This is a genomic window from Azospirillum brasilense (assembly GCF_008365405.1).
Classification (GTDB): domain Bacteria; phylum Pseudomonadota; class Alphaproteobacteria; order Azospirillales; family Azospirillaceae; genus Azospirillum; species Azospirillum brasilense_D.
In genome coordinates, this window is the sequence record NZ_QOKV01000010.1 from 170146 (window position 1) to 184889 (window position 14744).

General features: G+C 65.7%; 13 protein-coding genes. 4 read left to right on the forward strand and 9 right to left on the reverse strand.

Annotated features, from left to right (window positions below; genetic code table 11):
• Window positions 1–35: 35 nt before the first annotated feature.
• The gene (locus tag DS837_RS17195) at window positions 36–1214 is read right to left on the reverse strand and encodes a lysozyme inhibitor LprI family protein (RefSeq protein ID WP_149165878.1); all 1179 of its coding nucleotides are present in this window, start codon (window positions 1212–1214) and stop codon (window positions 36–38) included.
• Window positions 1215–1448: 234 nt separating this feature from the next.
• Here DS837_RS17195 and DS837_RS17200 point away from each other — a divergent pair, with 234 nt between their 5' ends.
• A complete protein-coding gene (locus tag DS837_RS17200) occupies window positions 1449–2315 on the forward strand; it encodes a DUF4384 domain-containing protein (protein WP_149165879.1) in 867 nt (288 codons plus the stop codon).
• Window positions 2316–2328: 13 nt separating this feature from the next.
• Here the strand turns inward: DS837_RS17200 and DS837_RS17205 are convergent, their stop codons facing one another.
• The 8 genes from DS837_RS17205 to DS837_RS17240 all read right to left on the reverse strand — a co-directional run bounded on the left by DS837_RS17205 (window position 2329) and on the right by DS837_RS17240 (window position 10789).
• Window positions 2329–3123, reverse strand: coding sequence for a PP2C family protein-serine/threonine phosphatase (locus tag DS837_RS17205; RefSeq protein WP_149165909.1), 795 nt, complete (start codon window positions 3121–3123; stop codon window positions 2329–2331).
• A gap of 143 nt (window positions 3124–3266) precedes the next feature.
• On the reverse strand, window positions 3267–3497 hold the full coding sequence (locus DS837_RS17210) for a hypothetical protein (RefSeq protein WP_247889983.1): 231 nt from the start codon (window positions 3495–3497) through the stop codon (window positions 3267–3269).
• 186 nt (window positions 3498–3683) lie between these two features.
• Window positions 3684–4700, reverse strand: a complete 1017-nt coding sequence (locus DS837_RS17215; RefSeq protein ID WP_149165880.1) for an agmatine deiminase family protein — start codon at window positions 4698–4700, stop codon at window positions 3684–3686.
• 401 nt (window positions 4701–5101) lie between these two features.
• Window positions 5102–5935, reverse strand: a complete 834-nt coding sequence (locus DS837_RS17220; RefSeq protein WP_014240466.1) for an ABC transporter permease subunit — start codon at window positions 5933–5935, stop codon at window positions 5102–5104.
• Window positions 5932–6855, reverse strand: a complete 924-nt coding sequence (locus tag DS837_RS17225; protein ID WP_145626680.1) for an ABC transporter permease subunit — start codon at window positions 6853–6855, stop codon at window positions 5932–5934. The genes DS837_RS17220 and DS837_RS17225 overlap by 4 nt, the downstream gene beginning before the upstream one ends.
• Window positions 6852–8015 (reverse strand): ABC transporter ATP-binding protein, encoded by a 1164-nt coding sequence (locus DS837_RS17230; protein ID WP_014240468.1) that lies wholly within the window; start codon window positions 8013–8015, stop codon window positions 6852–6854. Before DS837_RS17230 ends, DS837_RS17225 begins: the two co-directional genes overlap by 4 nt.
• Window positions 8016–8113: 98 nt before the next feature.
• Window positions 8114–9214, reverse strand: coding sequence for an extracellular solute-binding protein (locus DS837_RS17235; protein WP_149165881.1), 1101 nt, complete (start codon window positions 9212–9214; stop codon window positions 8114–8116).
• A gap of 231 nt (window positions 9215–9445) precedes the next feature.
• Window positions 9446–10789 (reverse strand): glutamine synthetase family protein, encoded by a 1344-nt coding sequence (locus tag DS837_RS17240; protein ID WP_149165882.1) that lies wholly within the window; start codon window positions 10787–10789, stop codon window positions 9446–9448.
• Between the two features lie 165 nt (window positions 10790–10954).
• Between DS837_RS17240 and DS837_RS17245 the strand changes: the two genes are divergently transcribed.
• The 3 genes from DS837_RS17245 (at window position 10955) to DS837_RS17255 (ending at window position 14742) form a co-directional block, all read left to right on the forward strand.
• Complete coding sequence (locus tag DS837_RS17245; RefSeq protein ID WP_149165883.1) at window positions 10955–12235, forward strand: NAD(P)/FAD-dependent oxidoreductase; 1281 nt, start codon at window positions 10955–10957, stop codon at window positions 12233–12235.
• Between the two features lie 35 nt (window positions 12236–12270).
• Window positions 12271–13257 carry a hypothetical protein gene (locus DS837_RS17250; RefSeq protein WP_149165884.1) on the forward strand — a complete coding sequence of 329 codons (987 nt, stop codon included), beginning with the start codon at window positions 12271–12273 and terminating at the stop codon, window positions 13255–13257.
• A 144-nt stretch (window positions 13258–13401) separates the two neighbouring features.
• Entirely contained in the window at window positions 13402–14742 is a 1341-nt protein-coding gene (locus DS837_RS17255) for a ferredoxin reductase family protein (RefSeq protein WP_170295890.1), read from the forward strand.
• Window positions 14743–14744: the final 2 nt, after the last annotated feature.

Below are 14744 nucleotides of genomic sequence, written 5' to 3' on the forward strand. Positions count from 1 at the left end.
CATCCGGGTCGGGACGGGATGGGGTAGGGCGACGGTCAATCGTCCGGCATGATGAGGCCCAGCCGTCCGGCGATGAACCGGTCCGCGGCCGCCTTGGCCGCCTGATCCGCTGTCTGAGGATTCAGCTTGAACTTCTCTCTGTAAAGCTTTGATGTTGCAGTGATGGCTGCAGGTAGAGTGCGCACCGCCGCACGGTATTCGGTCTCCGGCCAGATGTCGAAATCGCTCCAGGACCGGAAGGCGGCCACGGCCCGGCCGCGCTGCTCGGCCATTTTCTTGGCTTCGGCGGACATGGGCGCTTCCAGAAGGGTGCTTGGCACGAAGGACGCCTGAAGGTCGTCCACCTCGAACTGGCGCTCGTAGCCGTGACGGATGCTGCCACGTTCGACCAGGGCCGGTTCGATCGCCGGGTCCATGTGGGCGGAGACGGCTTTCCATTCCGGCAGATCGAACACGGAGGACGACGGATGACACAGGCCGGGCGTCTCGTCGCGCGCATTGCCCCAGAAGGCGCCAAAGGCTTCGAAGGCCGGCTGCCCATGTTTGGTGAACAGGAAGCAGGGCGCGTCCATCTCCGTGGTCGACAGGACATGGCGCAGAAACAGCAGCGACGTGCCCAGAGGGGCGCTCGGCACGTCGCCGAGATTTGCCATTTCTTCAAGAAGGTAGGGGTCTCTTGGCAGACCTCGGTTCAAGATATCGTCCACCAGCTTGCGCACCGTGGGATCCTTGTCCGCCACCGGCACGGCGCCGCTCTGATAGAGATAGACCAACCATGCCTTTGCCGGTGCACCATTGTAGCGCTGAAGCGCCACAGCGGCGGCTTTGGCATCTTTCGGAATTCCGGCGACGACCGCAGCCAGCTTTCTCTGGGCAGCCGAATTCTGGGCGGCCAGGTCGGCGGCGCGCGCCTCATACAGGGTTCGACAAGCCGGGATGGCGGATGTGTCGGCGCAGGTGCCGTCACGTTCGGTCAGGAACGCTTTCTGCGCGCGCTCGATGACGTCCCGGCCATCGGTGGGCGTGTTTTCCAAGGTCTCGCGCAGAAGCGTCGCCATATCCTCGGCGGCGACCTTCAGATCGGCACTGGCACAGATGGTCCGGTCGGCGCGACTGGATGGTCTGGTGCAATCGGGCGGCGTCTGGGCCATGGCGGCGAACGGAAACAGACAAAGCGACAGCGCGGGACCGAAAAGCCACGAGGAACGAGGCATAAGGCGCAGCCTTCATCGAAGGGAATGGATATGGGAATGAGCCGAGACGATAGTCCATCGGCCAGAACGCCGAAAGGGACGGATTGGTGCCCTGCTCTCTGCGCACCGACAATATTTTCCATAATATAGATTATATGATCGTCCCTGGCCTTGACGGCAGGGTGCCTCTGCCCTTGGCGATGTCCGCAATGCACGCTACATAAAACACAGTTTGTACCCAACGGTCAGGTTCCGGTGAACGACGCCTTCGCGCCGACGTTTGCGCCAACGACATGGCGGCATCGATGCGCCGCTGCGCTGCTTGCCGCTGCCATCGGAGCCAGCGCGTGGTCGGTTCATGCCTCCACCGCCTCCGACCCCTCCACGGACGGCGAAACCGCACCGGCGCAGGCGCTTCCCGCACCGGACGATCCGCCGGCTCCCGCCGTGCCCGATCTGTCGGCGTTGCGGACGGCCTTGACGGAGTTTCATTGTGCCGAACTGGAGGTCGCCGTCGGCAAGGACCAGAGGATTGCGATCTCCGGCCTGACCGCGGGCGACACCGATCCGGACAGTCTCGCGCTGCTCGCCCAGGATTTCCTTACCGGCCAGCGGGCCGCTGTGGAGATCGAGCGGGTCTCCCCTGCCCTGTGCGAACCGCTGACCCTGATCGGCCCTTTTCGGGCTGCCAACGCCGGCGCGGCGTCGTCCTTGTTGATCCGATTCAAGAATGCCACCGGAACACCGTTCGAGGACGGCCAAGACTTGATGTTTGACATTGTAGCCCCTGATTTTCCAGCGCACCTGCAGGTGGACTATTTCACGTCGGACGGCGACGTGATTCATTTGTTGCCCAACCCTCTGGAGATCAGCGGCCGCGTGGCGTCCGGTGCGGTTCGCCGGCTGGGTGAGCGCGGCGCCGGAGGGCGATTCTGGAGCATCGGGCCACCCTACGGTCACGAGTTGATCGTCGTGGTCGCCAGCCCAACACCGTTGTTCGCCGCGCCGCGTCCCGAAGCCGAGGCAGCGGCGTCCTATCTTCCGGCGTTGAAACAGGCTTTGGACTCCGCCGCACCGGCCACCGTCGCCACCGCACGCTTCCTCAAAACCAGGGCGCGTTGAATGCGCCACTGGATCAGGCCGGGAGAAGGACGAATCGCGCAAGGATGAGGGTGATGTTGTCCGGCCCGCCCGCCCCGTTGGCGAGAGCGATCAGCCGGGCACAGGCGTCTTCGCCGGCAAGCGGCGGCTGTTGGGTGAGAATGCGCTGAATCACGCCCTCCGGCACGATGCCGGTCAGCCCATCCGAACACAGAAGATACAGGTCATCGGGCTGAAGATCGTGAACGGCGATGTCGGGCTCAACCCGCTCGCCGGTGCCGAGCGCGCGAACGATGATGTTGCGATGGGGCGCTTGTCCGCGGCGTCCGTTGTCCAGCCAGACTTGGTAAAGACTGTGATCACGCGTCAGCAGGCGCAGCTCGCCGTCGCGCAGGCGATACAGCCGGCTGTCCCCGGCGTGGAACACGATGACGCGACCAGTTCCCGGCACCCGCCAAAGCCCAACCAGCGTGGTTCCCATGCCGCGCCCTTCGGCGTAGCCGCGCTGGCGGTTCAGGGCGTTGATCCGGCGATTGGCGGCCACCACCGCGGAACGCACCGTCGATGCGGCGTCCGCAGCCGCCTTCTCCTCTTCCGCCTGGGACGGCGTCCGGCCTTCGTCGGCACGGTCCTGGGCGGCGATGACCGCGGCCACCACCTCCACCGCGGTGCGGCTGGCGATGTCGCCGCCGGCGTGCCCCCCCATGCCATCGCATATCACTGCCAAGCCGCGCGCCGGGTCGAGGTGAAACGCGTCCTCGTTGCGCGAACGGACACGGCCAACATCCGTTTGTCCGGCGGCGATCATGTCGATCAGGGCGGAATGCATCACGCGAACGGCTCCAGCGCGTTACAGCCGAACCAGCTTCCTGGAAACAGCCTTCGGCAACGCGAAAAACCGCCTCGGCTTTGCATAGGATAATGGCGGAGAGCCTGCAGATTGAACAGCAGGAAAGGACGCGTAAAAACGCCTCAGACGCTGACGTCCAGGAGCGTGCCGCGCTGCTTGCCACCGTAGCCGGTGCCGTTGGTCCGCGCCTGAACGGCCGCCGTCTGCGGGTCCACCGCCTGCCCCGATTGGGTCGCGTTGCGGGTGTCCCGCGTCTGGTCCGTCTTGCCGACCGCTTGGGTGGCCTGGACTGTCTGGGTGCGAACGGTGGGGGTGGTCTGCTGCGCCGCCTGAACCGCCGGAGACATGGCCATCTGCATCGCCGGTGTGATCGGCGGCTGAGGCTTTGCCATTGGAGGCATATTGAGCGGATTTAACTGCATGTTAAGAATATGCGCCCGTGCACCCACCGATTCAAGATCCGAATCGACGCCGTGACCGATTAAAAAGCGAAGGCTGCAAGTGCCCTCGCCTTTCTGCCAACCAACGACGGTGTCCGATCAGACCGCCGGCTGCTGCTGGGTAATGCAGTGGATGCCGCCGCCACCGCGCACGATGTCCAGCGCCGGAACCTGCACCACCTCGCGGTCCGGGAAGGCCCGGCGCACGATCCGGAAGGCCTCGTCGTCCGCCGGATCCTCGAAGGCCGGCATGACGATGCCGCCGTTGGCGATGTAGAGATTCGTGTAGGACAAGGTCAGCCGCACGCCGTTCTCGTCGCGCCGCGCCGGCTGGCGGACCGGGATGACCTCCAGCTCCCGCCCCTGGGCGTCGCGGGCGCGCTTCAGCCGGTCGAGATTGTCCTGGAACGCCTTGAAATTGGCGTCGCCGGGATCGTCGGTGGTGATCGCCATGACGATGCCGGGCTTCACGAAGAGGGCGATCTCGTCGATGTGACCGTCCGTCTCGTCGTCCTGATAGCCCTCGCCCAGCCAGATGACGCTGGAGATGCCGAGATGCTCCTTCAGCAACTCCTCGATCTCCGCCTTGCCGAGATTCGGGTTGCGGTTCGGATTCAGCAGGCATTGCTCGGTCGTCAGCAGCGTCCCCTCCCCGTCCACATGGAAGGAGCCACCCTCCATGATCAGAGGGGCTTCAAAGCGGCGCATGCCGAGATGGTCGAGCATCAGTCGGCCGACCTGCTGGTCCTTGGCGCTGTCCGGGTAATTGCCGCCCCAGGCGTTGAAGCGCCAATGGACGCCGGCCACCTGCCCTTTCCCATCAGTGACGAAGCTGGGTCCGGTGTCGCGAATCCAGGAATCGCTGATCGGCAAGGGCAGGATCTCGACGCCCGGCCCGCAGGCCAGCGAAGCATCGGCGACGTCGGCGGGATCACAGACCATGGTCACCGGCTCGAAGCGGCTGATGGCGCGGGCGACGTCGGTGTAAGCGGCAGCGGCGGCGTCGAAAGCCCCCTCGGGCCACGTCTCGGGCCGGCACGGCCACGCCATCCAGCAGCGGGTGTGCCGTGCCCATTCGCCCGGCATGGTGAAGCCTTCCGCCGCCGGTGTCGCCATCTTTGAATCTCCTGCCAAATCCCTGAACGGTCCGGCTCTTGTGCATGGCCGGAGCGGGTCGTCACGGCGTCACCCGTGACCCACGGTCACCCTAACCACGGAGCGGAGGATTTGGCAACGGCCACCAAAGGGGCCATCGGAATGCCCGGAAGGGCGGCGCGCTCGACCGCTCAGCGGCGGGAGGGCGGACGGTCCGAATAACGGCGCTTCGGCACCGAAAAAGGCATCGAAAAACCAAGACGAAGCATCGGGAACCATAAGAGCGCGCGCATGATACGGCCTCATTCGCTGTTGCAGATGCCCACAGAATAGCAAATGCAACGGCAAACGGCCACCCCCGCCGTCCGCGGCCGGATGGCATAGCCCCTATGAGGCGGTGTTCGGGGGTGGCAGGAGGCTTTTCAGCCCCCCTGCACCGCCATTTGCTCGTCCCGCTTCCGCTGACGGTCCTGCCGCGCCATGACGAGGCTGGCGATGAAGATGCCGGTGGCGACCACCACCATCATCAGCGTCGCCAGCGCGTTGATCTGCGGGCTGATGCCGAACTTGACGCTGGAGAAGATGACCATCGGCAGCGTGGTGGAGCCCGGACCCGACACGAAGCTGGCGACCACCACGTCGTCGAGCGACAGGGTGAAGGCGAGCAGCCAGCCCGACACGATGGCCGGGGCGATGATCGGCAGCGTGATGACGAAGAACACCTTGGCCGGGCGGGCGCCGAGGTCCATCGCCGCCTCCTCCAGGCTCTCGTCCAGGCTGACGAGACGCGACTGGATGATCACCGCCACATAGGCCATGGTGAAGGTGGTGTGGGCGATGGTGATCGTCGTCATGCCCCGCCCGTCCGGCCAGCCGATGGCCTGCTCCAGCGCCACGAACAGCAGCAGAAGCGACAGGCCGGTGATGACCTCCGGCATGACCAGCGGCGCGGTGATCATGCCGCCGAACAGCGTCCGCCCGCGGAACCGTCCGAAACGGGCCAGCGCCAGACCCGCGACGGTGCCGAGCACCACCGACGCGGTGGCCGACATCGCCGCCACCTTGAGCGACAGCCAGGCCGCCCCGAGAAGCTGGTCGTTCTGCAGAAGCTCCGCGTACCACTTGGTGGAGAAGCCGCCCCACACCGTGACCAGCCGCGATTCGTTGAAGGAGTAGAAGATCAGCAGCGCGATCGGCACGTAGAGGAAGGCGTAGCCGAACCACAGCGCCCAGGCCAGTTTTCCCATCTGCTTCATCGCCCGGCCTCCGTCTGGCGTCCCTGGACATGCTGGAAGACCATGATCGGCACCACCAGGAACAGCAGGAGCGCGATGGCCACCGCCGAGGCGACTGGCCAGTCGCGGTTGGCGAAGAACTCGTTCCACAGGACGCGGCCGATCATCAGCGTGTCCGGACCACCCAGCAGTTCCGGAGTCACGAACTCGCCGACCGAGGGGATGAAGACCAGCAGCGACCCGGCAATGATGCCGGGCAGAGACAGCGGCAGCGTCACCGTCAGGAACGCCTTCCAAGGCCGGCAGCCGAGGTCCGCCGCCGCCTCCAGCAGCGTCGGGTCGAGCTTCTCCAGAGTCGCGTAGAGCGGCAGCACCATGAAGGGCAGATAGCAGTAGGTCATGCCGATGTAGACGGCCCAGTCCGAGTAGAGCAGCTCGAACGGCTCCGTCGTCAGACCGGTCCATTGCAGCAGGTTGTCCACCACCCCGTTGGCCTTCAGGATGCCGATCCAAGCGTAGATGCGGATCAGAAAGCTGGTCCAGAAGGGCAGGATGACCAGCATCATCAGCGGCCCGCGCCTGGACGGCTCCGCCCGGGCGATGGCGTAGGCCATGGGGTAGCCCAGCAGCAGGCAGCAGACGGTGGTGACCAGCGCGATCTTCACCGAGTTCAGATAGGCCAGGATGTAGAGGTCGTCCCCGCCCAGCCGCAGATAGTTGGACAGGTTCAGCAGGATCTGGAGCTTGGTCGTTTCCGCGTCCTCGTCCACCAGCCAGTCGATCAGCGGCGCGTAGGGCGGCTGCGCCAGCATCGCCTCCGACAGGCTGATGCCGAACACGATCAGGAAGGGCACCAGGAAGAACAGCAGAAGCCACAGGTAGGGGATGGCGACCACCACCCCCCGCCCCCACAGGCCGATCCGGCGCAGAAGATCGATCATTGCGTCAGCACCACCCCGGCGAAGGGACGCCAGCTCAGATGCACCTCGTCGTCCCAGGTTATCGGCATCTCGGTGCGCCGCACCACGTTGGGCGCCGTGACGCGCACCGTCTTGCCCGTCTTCAGCTCGACCAGATAGATCGACACGTCGCCGAGATAGGCGATCTCGCGCACGATGCCGCTGGTGACGTTGCGCCCATCGGCGTTGGTCGCGGCGTTGGCCGGCGGCTCCTTGCTCAGCGCGATCTTCTCCGGGCGGACGGCGACGCCCACCGTGGCGCCGGCGGGGACCGCCACCGCGTGGTTGATGTAGAGGTCGCAGCCGGCGTCCTCGGAGCGGATCAGCACATGGTCGGCCTGATCCTCCACCACCCGGCCCTCGAACATGTTCACCGAGCCGATGAACTCGGCGACGAAGCGGGACTGCGGGTATTCGTAGATCTCGGTCGGCGTGCCGGTCTGGGCGATGACGCCGTGGTTCATCACGGCGATCCGCGAGGACATGGTCATCGCCTCCTCCTGGTCGTGGGTGACCACGATGAAGGTGACGCCCAGCTTCTCCTGGATGTTGACCAGCTCGAACTGCGTCCGCTCGCGCAGCCGCTTGTCCAGCGCGCCCAGCGGCTCGTCGAGCAGGAGCAGCTTGGGCCGCTTGACCAGAGAGCGGGCCAGCGCCACGCGCTGCCGCTGGCCGCCGGAGAGCTGGTGCGGCTTGCGCTTGCCGAACTGGCCGAGCTGGACGAGGTCGAGGATCGCCCCCACCCGTTCCTTGATCTCGGCCTTGGCGACGCCGTCCTGCTTCAGGCCGAAGGCGACGTTCTGCTCCACCGACATGTGCGGGAACAGGGCGTAGGACTGGAACATCATGTTGACCGGCCGCTCGTAGGGCGGGATGCCGGCCATGTCGACGCCGTCGATGAAGATCTTGCCCTCGGTCGGCGTCTCGAACCCGGCCAGCATGCGCAGCAGGGTCGTCTTTCCGGAGCCGGAGCCGCCCAGCAGGGCGAAGAACTCGCCCCGGTAGATCGACAGGCTGACCTCGTCCACAGCGACGAAATCGCCGAAGGTCTTGGTCACCTTCTCGATTCGCACATAGGGCTTCTGTCCCGGGTCCTGCCAGGGTTCCAGGCGCGTGGGCTTGCGGATCGGCTGGACGGCCATGCGGCTCCTCTCGGCGTCCTCTTCTCATGGGAACGCCCCGGCCGTTCCCGATGGGAAACGACCAGGGCGCGTGTCGTGCGTGCCGGTTCGCGGCGCGCTTACTTGCCGGTCTTGACCTTGGTCCAGACGCGGGTGCGGGCGCGGTCGGTGGTCTGCTTGATCGACTTCAGGGCGAACAGCTTGAGGCTGCTGTTCTCCGGCAGGAAGACGGCGGGGTTGGTCTTCACCGCCTCGTCAACCGAGGCCAACGAGGCCGGAACGGCGTTGGCGTAGCTGACCGTGTTGGAGATCGCGGCGGTGTTCGCCGGGTCCAGGATGAAGTTGATGTAGGCGTGCGCGCCCTCCTTGTTCGGCGCGTCCGCCGGGATGGCCAGCGTGTCCCACCACACCTGCACGCCTTCCTTCGGCGTGATGTACTCGACCTTCACGCCGTTCTTGGCTTCCTCGGCGCGGGCCGCACCCTGGATGGCGTCGCCGTTGTAGGCCATGACGACGCAGGCGTCGCCGCCCGCCAGGATGTTGATGTTCTGGCCGGTGACGAACTGCTTGATGTAGGGGCGGACCGCCAGCAGCGTCTTCTCGACCTTGTCCAGATCCTCCTTCTTCTCGGAGTTCGGATCAAGGCCGAGGTAGTTCAGCACCGACGGGATCACGTCGATGGCCGAATCCATCACGGTGATGCCGCAGGCCGCGACCTTCTTCGCCACCTCCGGCTTGAAGATCAGGTCCCAGCTGTCGAGCGGGACGTCGGGGGCGACGGCCTTGATCTTCTCCGGGATGATGGCGATGCCGACCGTGCCGCCCAGATAGGGCACGGCAAACTTGTTGCCGGGGTCCGAGTTCTCGAGGAGCTTAAGAACCTTGGGATCGACGTTCTTCAGGTTCGGGATCTTCGCCTTGTCGAGCGGCGCCACGACCTTCGCCTGGATCATGCGCGACAGGGTCGGCTCGGCGGTCGGGACGATCACGTCATAGCCCGACTTGCCGACCAGCACCTTCTGCTCCAGCAGCTCAAGGCTGTCGTAGAGGTCCACCTTGGTGTCGTAGCCGGTGGCCTTCGTGAAGTCCGCCAGCGTCGATTCGCCCAGATAGTCGTTCCAGATGTAGATGTTGACCGGCTTCTTGGCCTGGGCCAGCGCCGGGCCGGCGATGGCGATCGCCGCGACGGCGCCGATGACGCTGAGAGCGAAACGTTTCATGCAGAAAGCCCCCGAATTCTGGATCGTTCGTCAGTTCGTGACTGGTCGACTTTTTTCCATTCGACGTGGGGGGCGGCGTGCATCGCACGGCGTCCCCGGCGCGAGCGCTATTGCACCCACGGGGGGGTTGGTTGTCAACGGTTTGCGGGGGGTTTGCTGGGGGTTTTCCGGGCTTTTGCGGAACGCAAACGCCCCCTTCCGCGGCAGTGGCGGAAGGGGGCGGAAAAATGCTCAAACGTTCAGCAGAAGATTCTCGCGCTCCCAGGAGCTGATCACCCGGTGGTAGGCCTCGTACTCGGCCTCCTTCACGCAGGTCACCGCGTCCAGGAACTTCTCGCCCAGCACCTCCTTCAGCGGCTTGCAGGCGTTGAACTTCTGGAGCGCGTCGCCCTGGTGGCGTGGCAGGGTGAAGGCCAGCCGGTAGGCGGACCCCTTCACCGGGTCGGTCGGCTCCAGCCCCTGGGCCATGCCGAGATAGCCGCAGGCCAGCGACGCGGCGATGGCGAGGTACGGATTCGCGTCGGCGCCGGCCACCCGGTTCTCCACCCGGCGCGAATCGGCGGGCGAGACGGGAACGCGCAGGCCGGTGGTGCGGTTGTCGCGGCCCCAATGCACATTGATCGGCGCGTCGGAGTTCGGCACCAGCCGCCGGTAGGAGTTCACGTTCGGCGCCAGCAGCGGCATCGCGTAGGGCAGATACTTCTGGAGCCCGGCGATGTGGGACATGAACAGCGGCGTGTCCGCCCCGCCGGCGTCGGAGAACAGGTTGCGTCCGGAATCCGCATCCACCACCGACTGGTGGATGTGCATGGCGCTGCCCGGCTCGTTCTGCATCGGCTTGGCCATGAAGGTCGCGTAGACCTGATGGCGCAACGCCGCCTCGCGCGCCGTCCGCTTGAACAGGAAGGCCTGGTCGGCCAGCTCCAGCGCGTCGCCGTGGTTGAAATTGATCTCGATCTGCGCCGCCCCGGCCTCGTGGGTCAGGGTGTCGATGTCGATGTCCTGCGCCTCGCAAAAGTCGTAGACCATCTCGAAGATCGGATCGAACTCGTTCACCGCGTCGATGCCGAAGGCCTGCCGTCCGCTTTCCACGCGCCCGTTGCGGCCGACCGGCGGCACCAGCGGGTAGTCGGGGTCCTTATTGACCTGGACGAGGAAGAACTCCAGCTCCGGCGCCACCATCGGCTTCCAGCCGCGCTCCTCGTAGAGCGACAGCACCCGCTTCAGGACATGGCGGGGCGAGAAGTTCACCGGGCTGCCGTCGGCGTAGACACAGTCGGTGATGACCTGGGCGGTCGGCTCCTCGTACCAGGGGACGAAGCGGATCGTCCGTTCGTCCGGGATCATGTAGATGTCGGAATTCTCGTCCGAGGTGACCGAGTCGTCCTCCGGATACTCTCCGGTCACGGTCTGGACGAAGATCGCCTCGGGCAGCCGCAGACCGCGGTCGCGCAGGATGCGCAGGAACTTCTCGGCGGGCACGATCTTGCCGCGCGCGATGCCCGACATGTCGGGCACGAGGCATTCCACTTCGGTGATGCGGTTCTTCTTGATGAAGTCTTCCATGAAACCCATGAACGTATGGACCGCACCGGACGGTGGGCAGCCCCTCCCTGCTGTGAACGACCGCCATACTATGATCCCGCACCCCCTCCTTACGCCAGAGGGGAACAAAGATCCTGCCCATATGACCGCTGGAATCATTGACGGGGCGGGGGTCCCTCCCCTAACTCGGCGGTCATGCCGACATCATCCCACATCCGCTCGTGGTACGCCGACACCGCGACTCCGCACCCGCAGCACCCGGTACTGGAGGACTCGCTGTCCTGCGACGTCTGCGTGATCGGCGGCGGCTACACCGGGCTGATGACCGCGCTGGAACTGGCCGAGCAGGGCTACGACGTGGTTCTGCTGGAAGCCAACCGCGTCGGCTGGGGCGCCTCGGGCCGCAACGGCGGGCAGATCATCACCGGCTACAACAAGTCGATGAGCACCATCGAGCGCTGGGTCGGAGCGGAGGATGCCCGGCGCCTGTGGGACCTCGGCGAGGACTCCAAGGCGCTGATCGCCGAACGGGTGGCGAAGCATGCCATTCCCTGCGACCTCACCTGGGGCTTCGCCCACGCGGCGGTGAAGCCGCGCCACATGGACGACGTGGCGGCAATGGAGCGCGAGATGCGCGACCGCTACGGCTACACCAAGGTCCGCGCGCTCGATCGCGAGGCGATGCGGGCGGTGGTGGGCAGCGACGCCTATGTCGGCGGGCTGGCCGACGACGGAAGCGGCCACCTGCACCCGCTGAACTACGCACTGGGCCTCGCCGGCGCCGCCGGGCGGGCCGGCGTTCGGGTTTTCGAGGACAGCCGCGTCACCGCCATCGACACCGGGGACCGGCCCGTCGCCACCACCGCGAAGGGCCGGGTGACGGCACGTTTCCTCGTTCTGGCCGGGAACGCCTATCTGGGGGCGCTGGCGCCGCGCCTGTCGGCCGTGGTGATGCCCGTCGCCACCTACATGATCGCCACCGAGCCTTTGGGCGAGGCCACCGCAACGTCCCTGCTGCCGACCAATCTGGCGGTCAGCGACATGAACTTCGTGCTGAACTACTTCCGCCGCTCCGCCGACCACCGGCTGCTGTTCGGCGGCGGCGTCAGCTATTCCGGGCTGGACGCACCGGGGCTGAAGACCGCCATGCGGTCCAAGATGCTGGCGGTTTTCCCGCAGCTCCGCGGCGCGGCGGTCGATCATTTCTGGGGTGGTCATGTCGCCATCACCATGAACCGCATGCCGCATGTCGGACGGCTGACGCCGACCACTTACTTCGCCCACGGCTATTCCGGCCACGGCGTGGCGCTGGCCGGCATGGCCGGGCGGGTGATGGCGGAGGCGGTCCGGGGCACGGCCGAGCGGTTCGACGTGTTCGTCCGCATCCCCCACCTGCCCTTCCCCGGCGGGCGGCGATTCCGCACACCGGCGCTTGTCCTTGCGATGCTCTGGTTCCGGCTGCGCGATCTGCTGTAACCTGCCCGTCCCATTCCCGCTTCCGGTCCCTGCCCATGTCCGACGTCACCGATCCCGCAACCGGAAGCACGGAAGGCGCTGCCAGTGCGGCGCCGATGCGCGACACGCATTTCGATTTCGAGCACAAGGTCTTCAGCCTGTCCGGCGCCTTCTTCTGCATCGATCCGTCCTCCAAGCAGCCGGTGCTCCACATCCTGCTGGGCGATCTGAAGGCCGCCCTACCCTTCAACACGCTGATGGAATCCTTCGACATCAAGGACGACAGCCGCGACTCCAAGCTGCTGGACGTGGTGGCAAAGGGCTTGGCCTATGTAAAGCAGATCCGCCCCGGCGAGCAGATTCCGGGGGAACTGCTGGACGGCCGCGCCTCCTGGTCGGTGGAGGAGAAGCACCGGAACATCGCGCGGGGACGTCTGACGGTGCAGCTCGTCTCCTCGATCTCCGGAAGCGAGATGATCGTGGTGAAGGCCGACGAGTTGGAGCAGATCGTCGAGGACCCGCAGACCAAGCAGCGCGTCAAGGCCGCCTTCAAGGACATCGCGGCGAAGCTCGACCTGAAGGACAATTACGAGCAGTACCTGACCGACCGCATCGAGGACCTGACCCAGGAACTGTCCTACATCGAGGCGTTGCGCGACCGCTTCAACGCCATCCGCGCCATCAGCGGCAAGCTGACCCGGCTGACCCAGATCTACCGGACCGACCGCACCCTGTGCAACGAGGTCGCGCGCATGCAGGGGCTGCTGGGCAAGCCGTTGAAGGACTATGATGCCGTCTTCGAGCAGGCGGACGCCCAGACCGGCGAGATCTTCGGCGCGTTGAAGTCCTTCGACACCACCGTGACCTTCATCCGCAAGATTCGCGACGACCTGCGCGCCAGGCTTCTGGAATGGGAAGACATCCTCCAGGCCTGGGACACCACCCCGATGGAGAAGTCCACCGCCGTCGAGCAGTTGCAGAAGCAGACCTACCGCTTCCTTGCCAACCGCTTCATCGAAACCAAGGTCTGGATTCGCAAGTAACCGAATTCCTCGTCATCCCCCACCGTTGCCGTGGCCGAAGATTCGAATGGCTGCGATGATCGGAATCGGCTTGTCACCGGAAAGGCGATAGCGAAGCATCCCTCCATCCGCACCTTGACGGTGGCCGACACGGAGGATGTCGCCATGAATAGAATAAAACTGTCTTTATGGGGTGTTTTAGCGCTTTTGACGATTTTATGGCTTGCCGCCGAACCGGACGTGTTGCGAGCAGACGGTTTTTTCGGTCTACGGGGCTCTTTGGTTCAATACAGCGGGATCATCGCCATCGGTTGCATGGGCATGGCGATGATCCTCGCGCTCCGGCCGCGCTGGCCGGAGGCGTGGTTCGGCGGACTCGACAAGATGTACCGCCTGCACAAGTGGCTGGGTGTTGCCGGCCTCGTCGCTGCGGTCGTCCATTGGCTGTGGGCCCAGGGGCCGAAATGGGCGGTGGGCTGGGGATGGTTGGTCCGGCCGCAACGGGGGCCGCGGGCCATTCCCGAGGATTCCTTTGAGCAGTCGCTCCGAAGCCTGCGCGGTACCGCCGAATGGCTCGGCGAATGGGCCTTCTACGCGGTCGTTCTGCTGATTGCGCTGGCGCTGTTCAAGCGCCTCCCCTACCGGCTGTTCTTCAAGACGCACCGCCTTCTGGCGATCGCCTATCCCGTGCTGGTGTTTCACACGGTCGTGCTGACCAAATTCGCCTATTGGAGTTCGCCGATCGGCTGGGTGATGGCGCTGCTGCTCGCCGCCAGCGCCTGGGCCGCCGTCGTCGTTCTTCTCGGCCGGGTCGCCGCCGACCGGCGGGTTTCCGGCACAATCGGCGCGCTCCATTACTTTCCCGGCGTGCACACCCTTGAGGTCGCGATCGACGTTCCGCAGGGCTGGCCGGGCCACAAGGCGGGCCAGTTCGCCTTCGCCACATCGGACAACGCGGAGGGCGCCCATCCCTACACCATCGCCTCGGCCTGGAACGACGCCGAGCGCCGGATTACCTTCGTGGTCAAGGAACTCGGCGACCACACCCGGCGGCTGCGGGAACGGCTGACGGTCGGCCAGGCGGTGACGGTGGAAGGGCCCTACGGCTGCTTCACCTTCGACGACTCCTGCCCGCACCAGATCTGGGTGGGCGGCGGCATCGGCGTCACGCCCTTCATCGCCCGCATGAAGTTCCTGGCGGCAAGCGCCGAACGGCCGCGGCAAACCATCGACTTCTTCCACACCACCAGCGAGTACGACGGGGACGCGATCGCGAAACTCACCGCCGACGCGGCGGCAGCGGGGGTTCGCCTCCATGTCCTGATCGACAGCCGGGACGGCCGCCTGGATGGCGAGCGCATCCGTGCCCTGGTGCCGCAATGGCGTGACGCGAGCGTCTGGTTCTGCGGCCCGACGGGCTTCGGGCAGGCGCTGCGGCACGACTTCGCGGCCCATGGCCTGCCGGTGGACCAACGCTTCCACCAGGAACTCTTCGCGATGCGCTGACC